Source organism: Streptomyces sp. B21-083 (genome assembly GCF_036898825.1).
In the GTDB taxonomy this organism is placed as follows: Bacteria; Actinomycetota; Actinomycetes; order Streptomycetales; family Streptomycetaceae; genus Streptomyces.
In genome coordinates this window covers 3,402,609-3,424,764 of record NZ_JARUND010000002.1, presented here as the reverse complement: position 1 = coordinate 3,424,764, position 22,156 = coordinate 3,402,609, and the positions used below count along the sequence as shown (strand labels likewise).

Genomic DNA, 22,156 nt, shown 5'->3' with positions numbered 1-22,156 from the left:
GTCCGGCGGATTTGCGGGCTCTCCGGGGCTTGTCTCGGGGTTTGGGATAGCCGGTGGACGGTTCCGTCCGGCGCACTACGCTTTCCCTCATGCCCACGCTTTCGCCGTACGACTCGATGTCCCCGGTCACACAGGCCGCCTACCGTGCCAAGGCCGCCGCCGCCGACCTCGCCCCCCTTCCGCGGGCCGAGAAGGACGACGCGCTCCTCGCCGTCGCGGACGCGCTGGAGGTCCGTACGAGCGAAATCGTCGAGGCCAACGCCAAGGACATCGCCCGCGCGCGGGAGGCCGGCACCAGCGAGACGGTCATCGACCGGCTGACCCTCACCCCGGAGCGGGTGCGCGCCATCGCCTCCGACGTCCGGGACGTGGTGGCGCTGCCCGACCCGGTCGGCGAGGTCGTCCGCGGGTCCACCCTCCCCAACGGCATCGACCTGCGCCAGGTCCGCGTCCCGCTGGGTGTCGTCGGCATCATCTACGAGGCCCGCCCGAACGTGACGGTCGACGCCGCCGCCCTCTGCCTGAAGTCCGGCAACGCGGTGCTGCTGCGTGGCTCGTCCTCGGCGCACGAGTCGAACGCCGCCCTGGTACGGGTGCTGCGCGACGCCGTCGGCGGCGCCGGCCTGCCCGCCGACGCCGTGCAGCTCGTCCCCGGCGAGAACCGCGAGTCCGTACGGGAACTGATGCGCGCCCGCGGCCTGGTCGACGTACTGATCCCGCGCGGCGGCGCCTCCCTGATCCGGACCGTCGTCCAGGAGTCGACGGTTCCCGTCATCGAGACCGGCACGGGCAACTGCCATGTGTACGTGGACGCACAGGCCGACATCGACATGGCGATCGAGATCCTGATCAACTCCAAGGCCTCGCGCCCGAGCGTCTGCAACTCCGCCGAGACCCTCCTCGTCCACCAGGACATCGCCCCCGAGTTCCTGCCGCGCGCCCTGGACGCGCTGGCGGAGGCCGGGGTCACCGTGCACGCCGACGAGCGTGTGCTGGCGTACGCGAAGGACTCGAAGGCCACGGTGGTCGAGGCGACGCTGGAGGACTGGGAGACCGAGTACCTGTCGTACGACATCGCCGCCGCCGTCGTCGACTCGCTGGAGCGGGCCGTCGACCACATCCGGCTGTGGACCTCCGGGCACACGGAGGCGATCGTGACGACCTCGCAGCAGGCCGCCCGCCGCTTCACCCAGCTGGTCGACTCGACGACGGTCGCCGTCAACGCCTCGACGCGCTTCACCGACGGCGGTCAGTTCGGTTTCGGCGCGGAGATCGGTATCTCGACGCAGAAGCTGCACGCGCGCGGGCCGATGGGGCTGCCGGAGCTGACCAGCACCAAGTACATCGTCACCGGCGACGGGCATATCCGCCGCTGAGGGGCGTGATCGCGGGTCCGTCCGCCGGGGCGCCCGGCGGACGGGGGGGCGTACACCCGGCGCTGTGCCCCGGCGGGTCGGCGCGTGCGACGGCGGCCGGCGACGCATGAAACGCATCTCATCCAGTAGCTGAATTTCCCTACCGTCTGCCCAAATTGACCCCCCCGGTCTACTCTGGATCCGTGCCGGAGGACGTGGGGGGCACGCCGTTCTTCCCTGACGGCTGGGAGCCCGACGACGACCACGACCGCGGGGTGCCGGACGAAGAGTTCGCCTCCGTGGTCTTCGACGAGGCCTTCGTACAGGCGGCCGTGGTGCACGAGCCGACCGCCGTCGAACGCCTCCTTGCCGCAGCGCAGGCGAGAGCGGAGGCCTCCGAGGCCGAGGCGCGCCGGGCGCACGCCAGAGGCCTCAGAGACGAGCGCCACGACGACGGCTTCGGGTCCGACGACCCCGCCTATTACGGCCACGGCCGGGATCTCGACGACCTGGACGACGCCGACATCCTGGAGGGCCGCTACGGCGCTCCGGGCGCACACGGCAAACAGGTCTCCCGCTGGCACCGCCCCGTCGCCTGGATGCTCGCTCTCGTGATGGGGATCGGCATGGTCGCGCTGGCCTTCACGGCGGTCTACCGGGGGTCGTCCTCCGGGCGCCAGGAGCAGGTGCCGCCGCCCGCCTCGACCAATCTTGAGCAGGGCGGCAAAACGGCGCCGTCCGCTTCGGCCGACTACTCCCGGCCGGCCGTGTCCGCGTTCCCCCGCACTCCCTGACCCGAATGCGCCCGCGCACTGTCCCTTCCTGGTGGGAACCTGTCAGAACTGTCGTGCAGCGGGGCGTTTACCGAGGCTTCCGGAGACCTACTCTGAAGGTATGGGCGGACCAGGAGACCCACCTGAGGGGACACCCGAGGCTGCCCCTGGTGGCGGCGAGGACGAGTACCGATCCGTCGTCTTCGACGAGTCGTTCGTCCGCGCTGCCCGGCTTCAGGAGTTCTCCGCGCAGGAGCGCCTGGACGACCACGCACCGGCCGTACGCCGTCGCCAGCCCCTGCACCGGGGGCTGTCCCGGCAAGCGCTGATCCTCGTGCTGCTGATCGCCGTCGCCTTCGGTACCGCGATCTACATGGGTGTACGGAACCCTTACCAGAGCCCGGTCGCCGAGCCGGCCTCGGAGCCGCTGCGGATGACCGTCATCCCCCTCGCGCCACAGGGCGCCGTGCCCGGCACCACCGACCCCGAACAACTGTTCGCACATAGTCCGGCGGCACAGTTCGGCATAGGCGCCGAGGGCATCGCCCTGCCCGCCACGCGACGCACCGAGCACTTCTCGGACAGCCAGGTCGTCACCGCCCTCACCGCCGCCAAGGACTACCTGGTCGAGTCCTCGCTCTATCCGGAGGTGCTCACCGGCGGCGAGGTCCGAGCCGTGCGGGTGATGCTCGATCCCGACCAACTCGACCAGTTCGACCAGAGTTTCGACCAACCGACCGCCGACGGCAGGCACGCGCCCACCGGATGGCTGGTCCGCTTCGACCCCTCCCGCGCACAGCTGGCCGACGACAGGATTCGCGTACGGGGCACCCTGCGGGCCACGGAGACCGACTCGGCGACCCTGGAGGTCGTGGCGGACCACACCTTCGTGTACGCGCTGCGGCCCACCGGCGCCGGCGAACAGGCGCAGGCGTCCCTGTTCACCGTCCGGCGCGAGCTGCACTTCAGCTTCGACCGCGCCGACCTGCGCATGCACCAGGTCCGGCTGGTCGTCTCCTACGTCCAGGCCGGACCGCTGTCCTGCGCGGAGGACTCCGTCGGTTACCTGAGGCCGATGCTGGCCGGCCAGACCGCCAAGGCGGGTGGACCGGCCGGGACGGATCCGTATGCCACGGGCGGCACGGCGGCGCTGTGCGGCTCGCTGGCGGCGGGGGTGCAGCCGACGGTGTGAGGCCGGAGGCGCGAGGGTGTCTGGGGTGGTTCGCCGGGTGCGGGCCCGGTGGGGCTTGTCGCGCAGTTCCCCGCGCCCCTAGGTGGGCTTAGTCGCCCGGAGACGAGTCGTCTCGCGGAGGTGTTGAACCGGTGGAGCTGCCGAAGCCTCTTCGCACCCTGCCGCCGAGGTCGCCCGCCCCGCCGGCGATGTCGGAGACCAGCTTCATCAGCGGGTCCTTGGAGTTCTTGACATTGCTCGCGTAACTCGCCGCCGACTCGCGGAAGGAGCCGGACACCGAGGTGTCCTTGTCCTCGGTGCGGCGCGGGTAGTGGCCGTCCATGACCCGCTGGTAGTCCCGGGACTCGGCCCACTTCTTCAGCTCGGCGGCGCGCACGGTGGTGAAGGGGTGGGTGCGGGGCAGGACGTTGAGGATCTTCAGCACGGAGTCACGCAGATCGCCCCCCGCCTCGTACTCCTCCGCCTGGGCGAGGAACGCGTCCACGTTCATCTCGTGCAGGTGGTTGCCGCCGGCGATCTTCATCAGGCCGCGCATCGAGGCCTTGAGGTCCTGGCCGACGAGCAGTCCCGCGCGGTCGGCGGACAGCTCCGACTTGCGGAACCACTCGCGCAGGGCGGTGACGATCGCCATGATCGCGATGTTGCCGAGCGGGATCCAGGCGACACGAAGGGCCAGGTTGGTCAGGAACAGCAGGATCGTCCGGTAGACGGAGTGCCCGGAGAGGGCGTGTCCGACCTCGTGCCCGACGACGGCCCGCATCTCCTCCTCGTCGAGCAGCTCGACGAGGCCCGTGGTGACGACGATGATCGGCTCGTCCAGACCGATGCACATGGCGTTGGGCTGCGGGTCCTGGTTGACGTACATCGGCGGGACCTTCTCCAGGTCCAGGATGTGGCAGGCGTCGCGCAGCATGGCGTGGAGGTGGGCGAACTGCTGGTCCGAGACGCGCACGGAGTCGGACAGGAACAGCAGCCGCAGACTGCGCTCGGGAAGCAGCCCGCTGAGCGCCTTGAAGACGGTGTCGAACCCGCTGAGCTTGCGCAGGGCGACCAGGGCGGAGCGGTCGGCCGGGTGCTCGTACGCCCGTGAGGAGATCCCCGGGAAACGGGTGCGCTGTCTGCTGGGCACGTTCTCGTGGCCCTCGGGCCCCTGCCCGTTGCTGTCACGGCTGTCGTCGGACATGTGTTCCCCCACGCGTCTGATTGCCCTATGTGCCCCCCGAAGTGGAGTCCAGCCTAGGCGGAGATACCGTGGCGGGGCAGCACACCCTAAGGAGCGATCCGATGGACCACACCCCCGTAACCGACTGGATCACCGAGGCCGCGAGCGCCGCCGAGAAGCAGGGATCCGGCGATCTGCTCCGGGTCGTGCTGATCGTGATGTTCTTCGGCTGCATCCTGACCGCGTGGTTCCTGCTGCGGGGGTACAGGCAGAAGGACGACTGAGACGGGCCGGAAGTTCCCCCGCCGGTCCCTCCCCGGAGCTGACGGCGGAGTCGGCGTGATCCTCGTCGCAGGGCACGCTTACGATGGGCCGACGTCTTTATCCCGCCCTCACCGGATAGGTCCTGCCGAAGATGAGCTTCCACAGCACCGCAGCCCAGTTGGTCACCCTCGCAGCCGAGGGCGAGGAGCACGGCGGCAACCACGAGAGTCTCAGCCCCTACCTCACAGGTGGCGGCGCCCTCTTCGTCCTGCTGCTCCTGCTGTGGATCACCACCCGGTTCAACCGCGACCGCTGAGTCGGGTCCGGGAGGGTTCGGACGCCGCGGCCGGTGCCCTCCGGCCGGGCCGGTAGGGTCTGCCGCATGGGAGAGCAGGACATGCCTACCGGTCCGGCGGACAACGCCGTCGACCGTCCGGCGCGCGACGCGAAGAGCCGTCCGGGGCTCCGGCGCGTGCTCGGTAACGGTCCGTCGAACCCCGGCAAGCGCCGCCTCGGTGTCATGGGCGGGACATTCGATCCGATCCACCACGGGCACCTCGTGGCGGCCAGCGAGGTCGCCGCGCAGTTCCACCTCGACGAGGTGGTGTTCGTACCGACCGGACAGCCGTGGCAGAAGACCGACCGCAGCGTGTCGCCGGCCGAGGACCGCTATCTGATGACGGTCATCGCGACCGCCGAGAACCCCCAGTTCTCGGTCAGCCGCATCGACCTCGACCGCGGTGGGCCGACGTACACCACGGACACCCTGCGCGACCTGCGAGCGCTCAACCCCGATACGGACCTGTTCTTCATCACGGGCGCCGACGCGCTCGGCCAGATCCTCACCTGGCGCGACGCCGAAGAACTGTTCTCCCTCGCGCACTTCATCGGAGTCACCCGGCCCGGCCACACCCTGACCGACCCGGGACTCCCGGAGGGCGGTGTCTCGCTCGTCGAGGTTCCCGCCCTGGCCATCTCGTCCACAGACTGCCGTGCGAGGGTCGCCAAGGGCGACCCGGTCTGGTATCTGGTTCCGGACGGTGTGGTGCGCTACATCGACAAGCGCGAGCTGTACCGCGGCGAGTGAGCCGAGAGGGGCACCGGTGAACGACCGACACGACTCGGGGTACGACGGCGACCAGCAGTACGAGCTCGCCGGCTACGACGACTACGGCCGGCCTGTGTACCAGCAGGTGCCGTCACCCCAGCAGCAGTACCAGCAACAGCAGCAGACACAGCCGAACCCGCAGCCGTACGACCCGTACGCGCAGCAGGTCCCCCAGCAGCAGGGATACGCGGGGTACGGCTACGACCCGTACGCGACCGGACAGCAGCAGCCCGCCACCTCGTACGACCCGTACGGCGCCGGAAACCCGGCCACCGGGTACGACCCCTACGGGCAGCCGGCGAACAGCGGGCAGCAGCCCCGGGTCGCCGAGCAGGCACCGCCGTCGGTGCCGACGGCCCGCACCGCGCAGGCAGCGCCTGCCGCCTACGTTCCGCAGCAGGGCGGCCCGGTCGAAGGCGACGTCCCGCAGGCCCAGAGGGCCCAGGAGGCCTCGCAGGTCCTGGGTGAACGCGACTACAGCACCCAGCAGTTCGCCTTCGTCGAGGAGCCCACCGGTGACTCCGAGGATGTCATCGACTGGCTGGACTTCACCGAGAACCGCAGCGAGCGACGCGAGGAGGCCAAGCGCCGCGCACGCGGTCGCGCCATCGCCCTGATCGTCGTCCTCGCCATGGTGGCGGTCGGCGGGGCCGGCTATCTCTGGTACGCGGGGAAGCTGCCGGGGGCATCGTCCGCGGCCAGCGGAACCGGCGGGGCGACCACCGCGGGGGCCCAGAAACGGGACGTCGTCGTCGTCCACCTGCACAACACCAAGAAGGGCGGCACCTCCACGGTGCTGCTCGTCGACAACTCCACGACCAAGCAGGGCACCACGGTGCTGCTGCCCAACTCCCTCGCTCTGACCGACGACGACGGCTCCACGACCACGCTCGCCAAGTCCGTCGAAGACGACGGCTCCTCCGGGACACGCGACGCGCTCGACACCGTCCTCGGCACCGACATCGAGGGCACCTGGCGGCTCGACACCCCCTACCTGCAGAACCTCGTCGAGCTGGTCGGCAACATCGACATCGACACCAACGCGGACGTACCCGACCCGGCCGCCAAGAAGGGCACGGCGCCCCTCGTGAAGAAGGGCGAGGCCCAGACCCTCAGCGGCAAGATGGCCGTCGCCTACGCCACCTACCTCGCCCGCGGCGAGACTCAGGACGCCCAGCTGGAGCGGTTCGGGCAGGTCATGCAGGGAGTGCTGCGCAAACTGTCCTCCGACGCCCAGGCGGCGACGGTCACCGTGCAGACGCTGGCGCAGATCCTCGACCCCTCGCTGACCGACAAGGACCTCGGCAGCTTCCTCGCCAGGCTCGCCGACCTCGCCAAGGGCGGCGACTACAAGACAGCGCTGCTGCCGGTCCAGGGGGACGGCACCCTGAGCGCCCAGGCCGGCTCCTCGGTCGTGAAGACCGTGCTCGGCGGCACCGCCAAGAGCCCCGAGAAGGACGCCGCGGTCCGTGTCTCCGTCCAGAACGCCACCGGCGACAAGGGCGACACCGAGAAGGCCCGCGTCGTGCTCCTGAACGGCGGCTTCACCTTCCTGGAGGCCGGTACGGCCGACACCGCGCGCGCCACCTCCCTGGTCACCTACGGCGACGCCGCCGACAAGGAGAACGCCGTCGAGACCGCCAAGACGCTGGGGCTGCCCACGAGCACGGTGAAGAAGGGCACGGTCTTCTCGAACGCGGACGTCTCCGTGATCCTCGGCCAGGACTACAAGCCGGCCTCGTGACCGCGCACACCCCGGGCCCCCAGTGGGTGCCCGGGGTGTGATCCCGTAATGACGTGGGGTGGCGTCGGCCGTCCGTGAGACCCTTGGGTAACCCGCACGGGTTCCCGACCGCCGACCGAAAGCCTTGTAGTGACCGCCACTGACCGTTCCATCGAGCTCATCTCCGCCGCCGCGCAGGCGGCTGCCGACAAGCTCGCGCACGACATCATCGCCTACGACGTCAGCGACGTGCTGTCGATCACGGACGCCTTCCTGCTGGCCTCCGCACCCAACGACCGCCAGGTCAAGTCGATCGTCGACGAGATCGAGGAGCGGCTCGGCAAGGAACTCGGCGTCAAGCCGGTCCGCCGCGAGGGTGACCGCGAGGCCCGCTGGGTGCTCCTGGACTACGTCGACATCGTCGTCCACGTCCAGCACAGCGAGGAGCGCGTCTTCTACGCCCTGGAGCGGCTCTGGAAGGACTGCCCCGAGCTGGAGCTGCCCGCCGACGCCAAGGCCACCCGCGGCAAGGCCGCCGAGCACGCCAAGCTCCAGGCCGAGGAGGACCCCGCCGACTTCGGAGGCCTGCGGTGACCGCACCCTCGTCCGCCGGGACCGGCCGCAAGCCGGGCCAGGGCCGCCGCCTCATCCTGTGGCGTCACGGCCAGACGTCGTGGAACGTGGAGCGGCGCTTCCAGGGCACGACCGACGTCGAGCTCACCGAGACCGGCATCGGTCAGGCCCGTCGCGCCGCCCGGTTGCTCGCCTCGCTGAAGCCCGACGCGATCGTCGCCTCGGACCTCCGGCGCGCTGCGTACACGGCCCGCGAACTCGCCGAGCTCACCGACCTCACGGTGACGCACGACGAGGGCCTTCGGGAGACGTACGCGGGCGTCTGGCAGGGGCTGACGCATGAGGAGATCATCGGCCGCCACGGCGACGAGTACGCCGCGTGGAAGCGCGGTGAGCCGATCCGCCGAGGCGGCGGTGAACTGGAGACCGAGGTCGCCGACCGAGCCGCCCCCGTGGTGCTGCGGCACGCCGAGAAGCTCCCCGAGGACGGCACCCTCGTGGTCGTCAGTCACGGTGGCACCATCCGGACCACCATTGGGCGCCTGCTCGGCCTGGAGTCCCGCCATTGGGAGAGCCTCGGCGGTCTCTCCAACTGCTGCTGGTCCGTCCTCGGTGAGGGCGCCCGCGGCTGGCGTCTCCTTGAGCACAACGCCGGCACACTGCCCGAACCCGTGCTCGGCGACGACGACTGACCCGGATTTCACTTTCCGGCAGGCCGCAGGCTAAAGTTCTTCTTGTTCGCCCCGCCGGGCGGGAAGAACAGACGGGGCTATAGCTCAGTTGGTAGAGCGCCTGCATGGCATGCAGGAGGTCAGGAGTTCAATTCTCCTTAGCTCCACAGAAGATGGTCGGTCGGTCAAGGTCCCGCCCCCTCCGGGGGGCGGGATTTTTCGTTCGCCCCGCTTGAGTCACTTGGGGGCCCGGAGGCGTATACCTCTCCGGAAGCTCTACTTGCGTGCGCGTTCACGCCGGCTCCGACGGCCTCGGTGGGTGCCGTGTCCGGACTGGTACGAAGGCGTCGCTGACCGTATTGGCCCGGCCGTGGCAGAATCAAACGGCCGGAAGGGGGCGCGGCCCGACGGGAGGGAGTTGCGATGCCTGCGAGCATCCTCAGGGAGGTCGGTCACCTCTCTGAAGCGGCAGTCATACGGGGCAGAAGAACCCGTCTCAGCTGTCCTTCCTGCGGTTCCGGCCATGTCGCCCAGGTGCTCGGTGACAACGGTGGCGTTTCCTACGTGTGCACGGCCTGCGGCCACAGCTGGAGCTGATCGATGGGTGCACACAGGAGGAAATGCGACTGGTGCGGCAGTGGTACGCCCATCGTCCGTGACATGGAGCCGGTGAACCACGACTACCAGTACTGGTGCGAGGAATGCGCGCGGGCGCTGATCATAAAAGGCGACCCGATCGAGACCTACCGTGAGCTGGAGGGCGAGCCGATCTACGGTCGGCTCCTCGAGGAGCACTGCACCCTCAAACGGTTCTACTCGTTCGTCACGGCCTGACCCCCGGTACCCCTGCCGGGGGCGACGGAAACGATTTGGTGCTGCACCGGGGGACCGGTAATGTTGGCGTCGCCGCCGGGGAAACCCGGCAGAAGGCCGCGAGGGGCTATAGCTCAGTTGGTAGAGCGCCTGCATGGCATGCAGGAGGTCAGGAGTTCAATTCTCCTTAGCTCCACAGAAGTTGAAGGCGGGTCATCCGAACAGGATGGCCCGCCTTCGTCGTTTGGGTGCGCGGAGTGCACGGCGGGTGCAGGAGGAACGCGTACGGCGGGCCACTCGACTGATCGAGGGCCCGCCGTGGTTGCTTCCGGGTGTCTCAGCGACCGCTGCCGAGGGCGCGGCGGCCCCTGCCGCCGCGCTGGGAGAGGACCGGCAGACGGTCGGGGGCCGAGGCCCTGGTGTCCTCCTCAAGACGCAGCGCCAGCGCCGGGCAGCGGCGCACCGCGCGCAGCGCCTTCGCCTCCGCGTACCGGGGCACCTTCGCCTGCGCGACGGTCGGGAAGCCGTCGGCGCCCAGTTCGAAGACCTCCGGGAGGATGTCGGCGCACAGGCCGTGGCCCCGGCAGAGGGTCCAGTCGACGTAGATCTTCTGACGGCTGGGGCCGCTCTCCTCCTCCGCCTGGCCGCCCGGGATACCCGTGGGCGTCTGACCGCCCTCGAAGAGCGGCAGAACGCCTTCTACGGGCCTCCCGCAGCCGTTTCCGAGGACATGGGCGGCGAGGTCGTCCGTGAACGCCTTGATGGTCGATTCCAGGAACATCGCCGAACCGTCAGGATGCGAGCACGCGCCGCGCCGCTTCACGGACTTGGCGACCTGCTTGACGGCCTCCAGGGCGGCCGGGCCGCCGCCGTTGAGGATGTCCGCCATGCCGCGCGCCGCGGCGGGCAGACCGAGGTAACAGGGGCCGCACTGACCGGCGCTCTCCTCGGCCAGCCACTGGGCCACACGCAGGGACTCGCCCAGCGGGCAGGTGTCCTGGCTGATCGGCAGGATCGCGCCGGCGCCGAGCGCACCGCCCACCGCGTCCAGGGAGTTGCGCGAGACGATCGCCTCGTTGACCGTCGCCGCGTCGATCCACTTGCCGTGGTAGCCGCCGGTCAGCACACCCTGTGGGACCGGCGGGGCGCCGGCGAGCTGGAGGACGTAGCGCAGCGGGACACCCGTCGGCACCTCGATCACCATGGGGCGGGCGACCGCGCCGGAGACCGTGAGCATGACGGTGCCCGGCTCGTCGTACAGGCCGGTGTTGCAGTAGCGCTCGGCCCCGATGCGGGCGGCGATCGCCAGTTGGGCGTATGTCTCGGCGTTGGACAGCAGGGTGGGTGCGCCGCCGACGCCGCTCTGCGAGGCGCTGATCTTGCGGCCGGGCGGGATCGCCGGACCGCCGTCGATGGAACGGATCAGTGAGGCGGCGGCGCCGGTGACCATGCGGATCGGATTGCGCTGCACGCGCGCGCGGAGGGCCGATCGGCGGCCGTTGTTCAGGCCGCGCTCGGCGAGCGCGGCCTCCATGGAACGCTGGGTGGATTCACGTGTCACCCCGATGACGAGGGTGCGGGCGCCCATGGCCTCCGCGCACAGCAGGGCGCCGTCCAGGATCAGGTGCGGGGCACGGTTGACCAGCACCGTGTCCTTGCGGCAGGCGGGCTCGTCCTCGCTCGCGTTGACGACCACGACCGGCCGCACACCGCGGCGGATCGCCGTCTCGGCGACCGACCGCAGCTTCTTGTGGAAGGGGAAACCCGCGCCGCCGCGGCCCTTGAGGGAAATACGTTCGGAGAGCTGTGCGAGCTGCTCGCCGCCCATCGGTTCGAGCGGACCGTGCACCTTGAGGTGCATGGGCAGGTCAAGTCTCTCGACGAGGTCGAAACCCGACGTGAGCTGGGGAAGCCCCACCACGCGGACTTCGGGTACGTCGGGCAGAGCCTCGTTCACTTAAAGCCTCCGGAAGGCGCGTTCCAAGGTTCGCCCGAACCCGGTGCGTCGAAGTCATAGGAAGCACCGGGGTTTGCATCAGTGGCGGGACCGCTGTTGTACGTGTCGTTCGCGTTGTACGTGCCATAGGCGGCATTCGACTCACCGGTGTTGTACATATCACTCATGCCGTACGCGGCTGTGCCCGGATTGCCATAGGTCGGGATGTTGTATCCGGTGTCGGCCATGGGGTCGTACGCCGACACGGGAGCTTCACCGACGGGCGGCGGGGAGGGGACCGGCCAACTGCCCGACGTGCTGCCGTCCATGCGCGGCATCGCTTCGGTGGCCTGGATGTCCATCCGCGCGGTCTGGTCCATGTTGTACGGGTCCTGCGCGCGCGGGGGCGTCACGGCCCGATAGGCGGCCGCGAAGCCGTCGTTCGCGGGTTCGGGGGTCATGGTGCGGCTGGCCGGAGCGTCGTAGAGCGGCGACGCGCCGGGCGCGCTGCGCTGCGGGGGCACTCCGGAGTCCCCGCGCGCGGGCCTGCCGGCGGACTGGTTCTCGTAGCCCGGCAGGGTGGACTCCCCGAGGCGCGCCCGGCTGGCGTCCAGGCCCTCGCGGCCCGGTCGCTCCTGGGAGCCCAGGATCGCCATGATCTGGGCGGCCACCCTGCGCTTGAACGGGCGGGGCGCCGAACGCAGTGCCAGGGCGGCGATGACCGCCAGCAGGCACAGGCCGTACAGGATCGTGAAGATCGGCTTCGCCTGGCGTCCCGCGTACAGCCCGTGGACCAGCGCGAAGCACCAGGCCGGGTAGGCCAGCATGTGCATCGCGCGCCAGCGTGCCGCGACCGGTGCCGGGGAGGCGAACCGGCTGCGCAGTGCGCCGGTGACGGCCGTGAAGATCATGAGCAGGCCGGCCATGGAGCCCATGCCGATCAGGCCTGAGGTGCCGGTGACGCCCAGGCTGAAGGGGATCAGCGCGGCGATCAGTGTGACGTGGTCGAGTGCCAGCTTGACCGAGACGTGCAGCAGCAGGAAGGCGACCGAGGAGACAGCGGTCGTCCGGTGCACGGCCTGTGCGATCAGTCGCTGACGGGTGTTCAGGAAGACCCGGTCGGTCGCGACCAGGCCCCAGATCACCGAGCAGGAGAGGGCGACCAGTGACAGGACGCCGGCACCGAAGTTCAGGAAGTCCTGGACCGAGTCACCGCCGACCAGCACGATCACCGGTATGAGCAGCAGCATGGCAGCCGTCGCCATCCCGCTGGCCGAACGGCCGGTACCAGGAAGCGAACTGTTACTACGAGGGTTCATGGGGGCAACTCCGAGCGGTTCGGGAAGGCGGTCCCGCGTCGAACTCTAAGTCGAGACATACCGAGGAGTACGAGGTTTGAGTTATTGCGCTGTTACCAAAGGGCTGCGAGGCCGTTGTGATGTCCCATAGGGGTTGTTACGCGAAGTAATTTCTGAACCTGGTTCAGGTTTTGCTGTGTGGCGATTCACGTTTCCCGCTGAGGCCCGCGGGCGAGGTGTGGGGATCCTGTGGGGACTTTCGGGACTCTTTCCGGGCGTGGCACCCGGTGCCACGCACACGGGTAACTCCGTCGCGGCACGCTCGACGGCTGCGGTACCCTGACGCCATGCGTGCCGTACGCCTTCTGCTTAGTGAGCCGCGCTGATCAGTCCCGACCACTGACGAATCGTGGTCGGCATCGGCGCGGCGTCCCCTCCTGTGCGAGGGGATTTTTCATTTCCAGCCGCTGGCAGAGACGATCGATGGAGCTTTGAGGACCATGAGCGAGACGAACCCCGCTGCCGCCGAGGTCGCAGCGCCGCACCGCTACACGGCTGCCATGGCGGCCGACATCGAGGCACGCTGGCAGGACTTCTGGGACGCCGAGGGCACGTACGCGGCCCCCAACCCGAGCGGCGATCTGGCGGGCGACCCGGAGCTGGCCGCCAAGCCCAAGAAGTTCATCATGGACATGTTCCCGTACCCCTCCGGTGCGGGTCTGCACGTCGGCCATCCGCTGGGCTACATCGCGACCGACGTGTACGCCCGCTTCCAGCGCATGACCGGCCACAACGTCCTGCACACCCTGGGCTTCGACGCCTTCGGCCTGCCCGCCGAGCAGTACGCCGTGCAGACCGGCACGCACCCCCGGGTGTCCACCGAGGCCAACATCGAGAACATGAAGGTCCAGCTGCGTCGGCTGGGCCTGGGCCACGACAAGCGCCGGTCCTTCGCCACGATCGACCCGGGCTACTACAAGTGGACCCAGTGGATCTTCCTGCAGATCTTCAACTCCTGGTACGACGAGGAGGCGGACAGGGCCCGCCCGATCGCCGAGCTGATCGCCCTGTTCGAGAGCGGCGAGCGCGCCGTACCGGGTGACCACGCGCGCGCGTGGAGCGAGCTGACCGCCACCGAGCGCGCCGACGTCCTGAGCGAGTACCGCCTGGCGTACGCCTCCGAGGCACCCGTCAACTGGTGCCCGGGACTGGGCACCGTACTGGCGAACGAGGAGGTCACCGCCGACGGCCGTTCCGAGCGCGGCAACTTCCCCGTCTTCAAGGCCAAGCTGCGCCAGTGGAACATGCGCATCACCGCCTACGCCGACCGGCTGCTGAACGACCTGGACGCGCTGGACTGGCCCGAGGCCATCAAACTGCAGCAGCGCAACTGGATCGGCCGCTCCGAGGGCGCTCGGGTCGACTTCGCCGCGGGCGGCGAGGCCATCACGGTCTTCACCACCCGCCCCGACACCCTGTTCGGCGCCAGCTACATGGTCCTGGCGCCCGAGCACCCGCTGGTCGAGAAGCTGGTCCCGGCCGCCTGGCCCGAGGGCACCCACGACGTCTGGACGGGTGGCCACGCCACGCCCGCCGAGGCCGTCGCCGCCTACCGCGCCCAGGCCGCCTCGAAGTCGGACGTCGAGCGGCAGGCCGAGGCCAAGGACAAGACCGGTGTCTTCATCGGCTCGTACGCAACCAACCCGGTCAACGGCGAGAAGGTCCCCGTCTTCATCGCCGACTACGTCCTGATGGGGTACGGCACCGGCGCGATCATGGCCGTGCCGGCGGGCGACCAGCGCGACTTCGAGTTCGCACGCGCCTTCGAGCTGCCGATCCCCTGCATCGTCGAGCCGACCGACGGACGCGGCACCGACACCTCGACGTGGGACAACGCCTTCGGGGCGTACGACGCGAAGATCATCAACTCGGCCAACGACGACATCTCGCTGGACGGGCTGGCCGTCGCCGACGCCAAGGCACGCATCACCGAGTGGCTGGAAGGCAAGGCAATCGGCCGCGGGACCGTCAACTTCCGGTTGCGCGACTGGCTGTTCAGCCGCCAGCGCTACTGGGGCGAGCCCTTCCCCATCGTCTACGACGAGGACGGCGTCGCCCACTCGCTGCCCGAGTCGATGCTGCCCCTGGAGCTGCCCGAGGTCGAGGACTACTCGCCGCGCACCTTCGACGCCGACGACGCGAACACCTCCCCGGAGACCCCGCTGTCCCGCAACGCGGACTGGGTCAACGTCACCCTGGACCTGGGCGACGGCCGAGGCCCGCAGAAGTACCGCCGCGAGACCAACACCATGCCCAACTGGGCCGGTTCCTGCTGGTACGAGCTGCGCTACCTGGACCCGAACAACGACCGGAAACTGGTCGACCCGGCCATCGAGCAGTACTGGATGGGCCCCCGGGAGGGCCAGCCGCACGGCGGCGTCGACCTGTACGTCGGCGGCGCCGAGCACGCCGTACTGCACCTGCTGTACGCGCGCTTCTGGTCCAAGGTCCTGTTCGACCTGGGGCATGTCTCCTCCGTCGAGCCGTTCCACAGGCTGTTCAACCAGGGCATGATCCAGGCCTTCGTGTACCGCGACAGCCGCGGCATCGCCGTCCCGGCCGCCGAGGTGGAGGAGCGCGACGGCGCCTTCTACCACCAGGGCGAGAAGGTCTCCCGGGTGCTGGGCAAGATGGGCAAGTCCCTGAAGAACGCGGTCACTCCGGACGAGGTCAGCGCCGAGTACGGAGCGGACACGCTGCGCCTGTACGAGATGGCGATGGGTCCCCTGGACGTGTCCCGGCCGTGGGACACGCGCGCGGTGGTGGGCCAGTACCGGCTGCTGCAGCGGCTGTGGCGCAACGTCGTCGACGAGGACAGCGGCGAGGTCACCGTCGTCGACACCGAGGCCGACGAGACGACCCTGCGAGCGCTGCACAAGGCGATCGACGGCGTCCGCCAGGACCTGGAGGGCCTGCGGTTCAACACCGCCATCGCCAAGGTCACCGAGCTGAACAACCACCTGACGAAGGTGGGCGGTCCGGTCGCGCGTCCCGTCGCCGAGGCCCTGGTGCTGCTGGTCGCGCCGCTGGCCCCGCACATCGCCGAGGAGCTGTGGCGCAGGCTGGGCCACCCCGACTCGGTCGTCCACCAGGACTTCCCGGTCGCCGACCCCGCGTACGTCGTGGACGAGAGCGTGACCTGCGTCGTGCAGATCAAAGGCAAGGTCAGGGCCCGCCTGGAGGTCTCGCCGTCGATCTCCGACGACGAGCTGGAGAAGGTGGCTCTGGGTGACGACAAGGTCGTGGAGGCGCTGGCCGGAGCGGGTATCCGCAAGGTGATCGTGCGGGCGCCGAAGCTGGTCAACATCGTCACGGCGTAGGCGGGGCGGCCTCTCCGGCCGCTCCGGGTAGTCCCCTACGGGCAGGTTCGGGGTTCTTTTGGAACTCCGGGCCTGCCCTTTGCGTTTACCGTTGAAGAGCGGCTCGAAGGCCGCGACCGGTAGGAGGAGGAGCGTCGTGGAAGCCGCTGTCGCAGTTGTCGCCCTGCTCTTCCTGCTGTTCGTGGTGCTGGGCGTGTACGCGACCGTGAAGGTGGTCGGCGCGGCCAAGAGAGGCGTGGACCGGACGATCTCGCAGGCCCGCCGCACGGTCGAGGACACCACGCTGCGCGCCAAGACCTACGCCCAGCCCGGCCCGGCCGGCGAGCTGGCCCAGCTCAGGCTCAAGCTGCGCACGTCCATGCGAGCCACGCAGGACGCGCTGCATGCGGGCGTCGGCGAGGACGAGTCCCTCAAGGAGTCCCTCGGCCTCTTCGAGCGGCTCAGCTCGCACGGCCAAGAGCTGGACGCGGAACTCAAGAGGCTGGAGTCCGAGCCCGACCGGGCGACGCTCGTCGCGCGACTCCCCGCCCTGCGCGAGCGCACCGACCAGATCACGCAGGCGGCCGACTCGCTGCGCTGGGCGGCCCGGGACCGGGCGACGCGTTTCGCGGACGACGACCTGGACGCCCTGAGGACCCAGATCGACGTCGAGGCGGGCGCCCTGCGGCACTGGACGACCGCGGAGCCCACGTCTGCCGCGCCCCCCACGCAGACTCCTACCCCCGCCGCCGCTCCGCCGCCGTGGCCCGAGGCCCCGGCCCCCGACGGCGCCACCGCGCAGCAGACCTGGCCGGACAACCCCGGCGCGCGCCGGGCCGCCGAACCGACCCGGCCGGCGATCACCCCGCCGGTCCAACAGCCCGTATACCCCTGGCAGAAGAAACCCCGTCCCGAGAGCACGACTTGATCCTGCGGCACGACTCCGGTCCCGCCGCAGGTGAAAGGGGCGGGCTGCCGCCCACCACCTACGGCAGGTAACCTCCAGATCATGTCCCGCCATGTCGCGATCGTCACCGATTCAACGGCCTACCTGCCGCCGCGGACGATGGAGCGCCACGGCATCATCGCGGTGCCGCTGACCGTGGTCCTCGGTGACCGGGCCCTCGAAGAGGGCACCGAGATCTCGGCCCGTTCCCTGGCCCAGGCACTCCAGAAGCGCCGGCCCGTCACCACCTCCCGTCCCAGCCCCGAGCTTTTCGCGGAGACCTACCGCAAGCTCGCCGAGTCCGGTGCCACCGGCATCGTCTCGCTGCACCTCTCCGCCGAGTTCTCGGGCACGTACGACGCCGCGGTGCTGGCGGCCCGTGAGGCGCCGGTGCCCGTGCGGGTGGTGGACACCGGCGTGGTCGCGATGGCCCTCGGGTTCTGCGCACTTTCGGCGGCCGAGGTGGCGGAAGCGGGCGGCACGGTGGACGAAGCCGTCACGGCCGCGGAGAAGCGGGCCGCCGGTACGTCCGCGTACTTCTACGTCGACACCCTCGACTATCTGCGCCGCGGCGGTCGGATAGGCGCCGCGCAGGCCCTCCTCGGCTCCGCCCTCGCCGTGAAGCCGCTGCTGCAGCTGGAAGGGGGCCGCATCGAGCTGCGGGAGAAGGTACGGACGGCGTCCAAGGCAATCGCTCGGCTGGAGGAGATCGTCGCCGACCAGGCGGGCGGCGCTCAGGTCGACATCGCCGTTCACCATCTGGCCGCCCCTGACCGGGCGGCGGCCCTCGCGGACCGATTGCGGGTACGGGTGCCGGGGCTGGCCGAGTTGCACGTGAGTGAGGTCGGGGCGGTGATCGGGGCGCATACGGGGCCCGGGTTGCTGGGAGTGGTCGTCTCGCCTCGGTAAGGGGTGCCGCAGGCTCTGATGGCAGGGTTTTGCCTGTGCGCGGTACCCGTGTGGGTGACGGAGTTATCCACAACCGGCGAGTTGTCCACCGGAATTGAGCAAGATCATCGCGAGGGGGAGGATTCCTCCATCCTCGGCGCATGGCACTTCGATCACGCTCACACGCAACCACTCCGACCAGTGGCCCGGGCCGCGGCCCGATGTCCGACGGCCGCGTCCGGTACGGCCGTCGACGTCCGCACGGCCGGGCCCGGCAGCGGCAGGCGTCGGCCGACGAGATCCGCCGCCGGGCGCAGGCGCTCTTCGGCGAACAGGCGCTGCGACGAAGGGAGTCGGGGAACGGACCGCCGGGTGGTGAGCGGGATGCGGGGGCGGGGGCGGGGGACTTCGGGGAGGGGGCGCGGGGCGTCACTCCGGCGGTGCGTCTCGATATCCCCATTGGTACCCCGGTTGATGTCCCGGTCACAGTTCCCGCGGTCGATGTCCCAGTCGCAGTCCCTCGTGGACGGGCGGGCGTCAGCAGGGACGCGCCTCGTGCGGCGGAAGCGCCGGAAACCGCGGAAACCGCAGAAATTCCGGTAGCGGTGGGCAGTGGTGCCGGTGCGCATGCCCATGCCGGTGGCGGCGCCCGTGTTGTGGGCGGTCGGGCTGCCGGCGCTTGGCAGGAGCGGGCCGGGCTCGCGATGCGGGAGCGGATGCCTGTCTGGTTGCAGGTGCGGTGCGGTCTGGAGCGGCGGAGCGTGGTGGCGCTCACGGTGGTGCTGGTCGCTGCCGCGGTGCTCGCCACGCAGCACTTCTGGACGGGTCGTGCCCAGCCCGTTCGGGCGCCGGAAATCGTGCGGGCGGCGGCGCCGGTGGGGGCGGCACGGGCGGGTGTTACGGCCGTTCCCCGGGGTGTCACGGGCGCGGCCGGGGCCCAGATCGTGGTGGACGTCAGCGGCAAGGTGCGTGAACCGGGAGTGCATCGGCTGCCGGCCGGATCCAGGGTCACCGACGCCCTGCGAGCCGCGGGTGGGGTGCGTCCAGGTACGAAGACCGACGGGCTCAACCGGGCGCGCTTCCTTGTGGACGGCGAACAGGTGGTGGTCGGCGGGGCTGTGCCCGTACCGGGCGCGGTCATGGGCGGTACGGGCGGCTCGGGTGGCGGGGGAGCGGGCGGCTCCATGGGCGGTCCGGCGGCTGGTCCGGCGGCGCCTGTCCCGTTGAACACGGCCACAGTGGACCAGCTCGACACCTTGCCGGGGGTCGGTCCTGTGCTGGCCCAGCACATCATCGACTACCGCACCCAGCACGGCGGATACCGGTCCGTGGACGAACTGCGCGACGTGAACGGCATCGGTGACCGGCGCTTCGCCGACCTGCGAAATCTCGTGCAGCCATGAACCGGGTACCGCCTGCTTCGGAGAGCGAAGGGCCGCCCGGTCGTGTGGTGGCCGGGGCCGCGCAGGAAGAGCCCCGCACACACGATGACCCGGTCGCCCCCGCTCATCGGGCACCCCGCGCACGCAGGCCCGTGCACGCGGCCTCGGGGAAACGCCTGGGGGCAGCCAATCCCCGGCAGGAAGGGCCGACGGACCTGCGGTTGGTGCCTCCCGCACTGGCGGCCTGGGCGACGGCCGCCCTGGCGCTGGACGTCCCGCCCGGCTGGGCCACCGGCGGTGCGGTCGTCTGTTCGGTCGTGGCGGGTCTGCTCCTGCTGGCCCGACGTACTTCCGGGGAGCCCGGTCTCGCGTCGGCCGGACAGCCCCGGTGGGGAAACTGGTCGAGGGTTTCCGTGGCCGCCGTGCTGCTCTGTGTCGCCGCCGCCGCGGTCTCCGCCGGGCTGCACGGGGCCGATCTGCGGCGGGGGCCGGTGCCGGGACTGGCGCGGCAGTATGCCGGTGTGACGGCCGAGTTGGAGGTCACCTCCGATCCGCGACTCACCCGGCCCCGTGTCCAGGGCGCCCGTGCCCTGCCGACCGCCGTACTGATCGAGGCCGATGTCCGGCGCGTCGAGAAGGCGGACGGGAGTGTGGAGGCGACGCGGACGCCCGTGCTGGTGACCGTCGACATGGGCGTGAAGCCGAGGAAGCCGGGACCGTTCCGCCGGGAGGTTAACGCGCCGAGAGCGGCGGCGGAGGCGGCGGACGGGCCGGAGAGTTCGCCCTGGCTAGGGCTGTTGCCGTCCACGCGGCTGCGGGTGACCGGGCGGCTCGTGCCCGCGTTGACGGGCGGCGACCGGGTCGCGGCCGTGCTGCGGGTACGGGACCGTGCGGCGCCGGAGGTGGTGGGGGAGCCGTCGGCGGCGCAGCGGTTCGCGGGGCGACTGCGTGCGGGGCTGCGGGACGCCACCGAGGACCTGCCGGCGGACGCGCGGGCGCTGCTGCCCGGGCTGGTCGTCGGAGACACCTCCCGCGTCACACCCGAGCTGGACGAGGCGTTCAAGGAGACCGACCTCACGCACCTTATGGCGGTCAGCGGGGCGAACTTCACGATTCTGCTCGCCCTGCTCATCGGCCCGCCCGCCCTCGCCCAGCAGGTCGAACGGCGGGGCCTCGCACCCCGCCTGGGCCTGTCCCTCCGGACGACCGCGCTGCTCGGCGGCGCGCTCACCCTGGGATTCGTCGTCGTGTGCCGGCCCGACCCGAGTGTGCTGCGGGCCGCGGCCTGCGGATCCGTCGCGTTGCTCGCCCTCGCAACCGGGCGCCGCCGGTCACTGATCCCGGCTCTGGCGACAGCGATTCTGCTCCTGGTGCTGTACGACCCCTGGCTGGCGCGGAGTTACGGCTTCCTGCTCTCCGTCCTCGCCACCGGCGCGCTCCTCACCCTCGCGCCCCGCTGGAGCCCGGCGTTGCGCAGGCGCGGGGTGCCGCCACGGATGGCGGAGGCGCTGGCGGCGGCCGGTGCGGCGCAGGCCGTGTGCGCGCCGGTCGTGGCCGTACTGTCGGCACGGGTGAGTCTGGTGGCGGTGCCGTGCAACCTGCTCGCGGAGTTCGCCGTCGCCCCGGCCACCGTGCTGGGCTTCGCGGCACTGGCCTCGGCGCAGGTGGCGATGCCGGTGGCCAAGATGCTGGCCTGGGGCGCGAGTTGGCCCGCGGGATGGATCGTGGACATCGCCCGTACGGGAGCGGCGCTGCCCGGAGGGGGAGTGGACTGGCCGGGTAGTTGGACGGGCGCGTTGCTGCTGGGGCTGTGCATGGTGCTCGTGGTGTTCGCCGGCGCGCGACTGTTGAGGCATCCCTGGTGGTGCGCGGCCTGCGGGGTGCTGTTGCTCCTGGTCGTGGTGCGGCCGGTACCGCTGACCAGGGTGATCACGGGGTGGCCGCCGCCGGGGTGGCGGTTCGTCATGTGCGACGTGGGGCAGGGGGACGCGACCGTGCTCGCGGCAGGGGAAGGCACCGGTGTGGTCGTGGACGCCGGACCCGACCCGGTACTGGTCGACCACTGCCTGCGCGAACTCGGCATCACCAAGGTGCCCCTCGTGATCCTCACCCACTTCCACGCGGACCACGTCGCGGGGCTGCCCGGCGTACTGCGCGGGCGGTCGGTGGGCGCGATCGAGACGACAGGGTTCGAAGAGCCCGAGGACCAGGCCGAGTTCGTGCTCAGGGAGGCGGCGGCCCGGCGCGTCCCGGTGACGCGTGCCGTCGCCGGTGAGCGGCGGCGGACGGGTGACCTCGACTGGGAGGTGCTGTGGCCGAGGCCTGCCCCGGCCCCTGAACCGGAGGGCGCCAACGACGCCAGTGTCACGCTGCTCGTACGGTCGGCCGGGCTGCGCCTGCTGCTCCTCGGGGACCTCGAACCTCCGGCCCAGCGCGCGCTGTTGAGCTCACCGGCCGCCGCCCAGGTACGTGCCGTGGACGTCCTCAAGGTCGCCCATCACGGGTCCGCCTATCAGGACCCCGACCTCATACGGGCGGCTGCTCCGCGGCTGGCGCTCATCTCGTGCGGCGCGGACAACACGTACGGGCATCCGGCTCCCAGCACGGTGGCGACGCTCAGGGACGGGGGTGCTGTGGTGCTGCGGACGGATGAGGACGGGGCACTGGCGGTCGTCGGTGCGGGCAGGGAGTTGCGGGTGGCGAGAAACTGAGA

18 protein-coding genes and 2 tRNA genes are annotated in these 22,156 nt (G+C 70.6%); 17 read left to right on the top strand and 3 right to left on the bottom strand.

Annotation, left to right across the window (positions count from 1 at the left end):
• Positions 1–89: 89 nt before the first annotated feature.
• From QA861_RS39310 to QA861_RS39300, 3 genes are all read left to right on the top strand, one after another.
• On the top strand, positions 90–1,376 hold the full coding sequence (locus QA861_RS39310; protein WP_334593609.1) for a glutamate-5-semialdehyde dehydrogenase: 1,287 nt from the start codon (positions 90–92) through the stop codon (positions 1,374–1,376).
• A 182-nt stretch (positions 1,377–1,558) separates the two neighbouring features.
• Positions 1,559–2,149 carry an SCO2584 family spore wall biosynthesis protein gene (locus tag QA861_RS39305; RefSeq protein ID WP_443041637.1) on the top strand — a complete coding sequence of 197 codons (591 nt, stop codon included), beginning with the start codon at positions 1,559–1,561 and terminating at the stop codon, positions 2,147–2,149.
• Positions 2,150–2,249: 100 nt separating this feature from the next.
• A complete protein-coding gene (locus QA861_RS39300; RefSeq protein ID WP_334593607.1) occupies positions 2,250–3,320 on the top strand; it encodes an SCO2583 family membrane protein in 1,071 nt (356 codons plus the stop codon).
• Positions 3,321–3,408: 88 nt separating this feature from the next.
• Here QA861_RS39300 and QA861_RS39295 read toward each other — a convergent pair whose 3' ends face one another.
• Entirely contained in the window at positions 3,409–4,503 is a 1,095-nt protein-coding gene (locus tag QA861_RS39295; RefSeq protein WP_334593606.1) for a M48 family metallopeptidase, read from the bottom strand.
• 101 nt (positions 4,504–4,604) lie between these two features.
• Between QA861_RS39295 and QA861_RS39290 the strand changes: the two genes are divergently transcribed.
• The 9 genes from QA861_RS39290 (at position 4,605) to QA861_RS39250 (ending at position 9,830) form a co-directional block, all read left to right on the top strand.
• The gene (locus QA861_RS39290; protein WP_006376179.1) at positions 4,605–4,766 is read left to right on the top strand and encodes a hypothetical protein; all 162 of its coding nucleotides are present in this window, start codon (positions 4,605–4,607) and stop codon (positions 4,764–4,766) included.
• A gap of 131 nt (positions 4,767–4,897) precedes the next feature.
• The gene (locus QA861_RS39285; RefSeq protein WP_192583393.1) at positions 4,898–5,062 is read left to right on the top strand and encodes a hypothetical protein; all 165 of its coding nucleotides are present in this window, start codon (positions 4,898–4,900) and stop codon (positions 5,060–5,062) included.
• A 66-nt stretch (positions 5,063–5,128) separates the two neighbouring features.
• A complete protein-coding gene (gene nadD / locus QA861_RS39280) occupies positions 5,129–5,833 on the top strand; it encodes a nicotinate-nucleotide adenylyltransferase (RefSeq protein WP_334593605.1) in 705 nt (234 codons plus the stop codon).
• Between the two features lie 16 nt (positions 5,834–5,849).
• Positions 5,850–7,598, top strand: a complete 1,749-nt coding sequence (locus tag QA861_RS39275) for an LCP family protein (protein WP_334593603.1) — start codon at positions 5,850–5,852, stop codon at positions 7,596–7,598.
• A gap of 129 nt (positions 7,599–7,727) precedes the next feature.
• Positions 7,728–8,171, top strand: a complete 444-nt coding sequence (rsfS, locus tag QA861_RS39270) for a ribosome silencing factor (RefSeq protein WP_334593602.1) — start codon at positions 7,728–7,730, stop codon at positions 8,169–8,171.
• Positions 8,168–8,842 (top strand): histidine phosphatase family protein, encoded by a 675-nt coding sequence (locus tag QA861_RS39265; RefSeq protein ID WP_334593601.1) that lies wholly within the window; start codon positions 8,168–8,170, stop codon positions 8,840–8,842. Before rsfS ends, QA861_RS39265 begins: the two co-directional genes overlap by 4 nt.
• A gap of 73 nt (positions 8,843–8,915) precedes the next feature.
• Positions 8,916–8,988: transfer RNA gene (locus QA861_RS39260), tRNA-Ala, on the top strand.
• Positions 8,989–9,421: 433 nt separating this feature from the next.
• Entirely contained in the window at positions 9,422–9,655 is a 234-nt protein-coding gene (locus tag QA861_RS39255) for a hypothetical protein (RefSeq protein ID WP_044472114.1), read from the top strand.
• 102 nt (positions 9,656–9,757) lie between these two features.
• A tRNA-Ala gene (locus QA861_RS39250) sits at positions 9,758–9,830 on the top strand.
• 141 nt (positions 9,831–9,971) lie between these two features.
• Here the strand turns inward: QA861_RS39250 and QA861_RS39245 are convergent.
• Both QA861_RS39245 and QA861_RS39240 read right to left on the bottom strand, forming a co-directional pair.
• The gene (locus QA861_RS39245; protein WP_334593600.1) at positions 9,972–11,591 is read right to left on the bottom strand and encodes an NADH-ubiquinone oxidoreductase-F iron-sulfur binding region domain-containing protein; all 1,620 of its coding nucleotides are present in this window, start codon (positions 11,589–11,591) and stop codon (positions 9,972–9,974) included.
• Positions 11,588–12,889 carry a ferric reductase-like transmembrane domain-containing protein gene (locus QA861_RS39240; protein WP_334593599.1) on the bottom strand — a complete coding sequence of 434 codons (1,302 nt, stop codon included), beginning with the start codon at positions 12,887–12,889 and terminating at the stop codon, positions 11,588–11,590. The genes QA861_RS39245 and QA861_RS39240 overlap by 4 nt, the downstream gene beginning before the upstream one ends.
• 479 nt (positions 12,890–13,368) lie before the next feature.
• Between QA861_RS39240 and leuS the strand changes: the two genes are divergently transcribed.
• The 5 genes from leuS to QA861_RS39215 all read left to right on the top strand — a co-directional run bounded on the left by leuS (position 13,369) and on the right by QA861_RS39215 (position 22,154).
• A complete protein-coding gene (gene leuS / locus QA861_RS39235; protein WP_334593597.1) occupies positions 13,369–16,248 on the top strand; it encodes a leucine--tRNA ligase in 2,880 nt (959 codons plus the stop codon).
• Positions 16,249–16,384: 136 nt separating this feature from the next.
• A complete protein-coding gene (locus tag QA861_RS39230; protein WP_334593595.1) occupies positions 16,385–17,155 on the top strand; it encodes a hypothetical protein in 771 nt (256 codons plus the stop codon).
• 81 nt (positions 17,156–17,236) lie between these two features.
• Positions 17,237–18,082 (top strand): DegV family protein, encoded by an 846-nt coding sequence (locus QA861_RS39225; protein ID WP_334593594.1) that lies wholly within the window; start codon positions 17,237–17,239, stop codon positions 18,080–18,082.
• A 140-nt stretch (positions 18,083–18,222) separates the two neighbouring features.
• Positions 18,223–19,464 (top strand): ComEA family DNA-binding protein, encoded by a 1,242-nt coding sequence (locus QA861_RS39220; RefSeq protein WP_443041636.1) that lies wholly within the window; start codon positions 18,223–18,225, stop codon positions 19,462–19,464.
• A 131-nt stretch (positions 19,465–19,595) separates the two neighbouring features.
• A complete protein-coding gene (locus QA861_RS39215) occupies positions 19,596–22,154 on the top strand; it encodes a ComEC/Rec2 family competence protein (protein WP_334594990.1) in 2,559 nt (852 codons plus the stop codon).
• Positions 22,155–22,156 lie beyond the last annotated feature (2 nt).

Coding starts and splice junctions, on each gene's coding strand:
- QA861_RS39220 (WP_443041636.1), top strand. CDS start 18,223: ATGGCACTTCGATCACGCTCACACGCAACCACTCCGACCAGTGGCCCG.
- leuS (WP_334593597.1), top strand. CDS start 13,369: ATGAGCGAGACGAACCCCGCTGCCGCCGAGGTCGCAGCGCCGCACCGC.
- QA861_RS39290 (WP_006376179.1), top strand. CDS start 4,605: ATGGACCACACCCCCGTAACCGACTGGATCACCGAGGCCGCGAGCGCC.
- nadD (WP_334593605.1), top strand. CDS start 5,129: ATGGGAGAGCAGGACATGCCTACCGGTCCGGCGGACAACGCCGTCGAC.
- QA861_RS39255 (WP_044472114.1), top strand. CDS start 9,422: ATGGGTGCACACAGGAGGAAATGCGACTGGTGCGGCAGTGGTACGCCC.
- QA861_RS39225 (WP_334593594.1), top strand. CDS start 17,237: ATGTCCCGCCATGTCGCGATCGTCACCGATTCAACGGCCTACCTGCCG.
- QA861_RS39310 (WP_334593609.1), top strand. CDS start 90: ATGCCCACGCTTTCGCCGTACGACTCGATGTCCCCGGTCACACAGGCC.
- QA861_RS39295 (WP_334593606.1), bottom strand. CDS start 4,503: ATGTCCGACGACAGCCGTGACAGCAACGGGCAGGGGCCCGAGGGCCAC.
- QA861_RS39240 (WP_334593599.1), bottom strand. CDS start 12,889: ATGAACCCTCGTAGTAACAGTTCGCTTCCTGGTACCGGCCGTTCGGCC.
- QA861_RS39300 (WP_334593607.1), top strand. CDS start 2,250: ATGGGCGGACCAGGAGACCCACCTGAGGGGACACCCGAGGCTGCCCCT.
- QA861_RS39285 (WP_192583393.1), top strand. CDS start 4,898: ATGAGCTTCCACAGCACCGCAGCCCAGTTGGTCACCCTCGCAGCCGAG.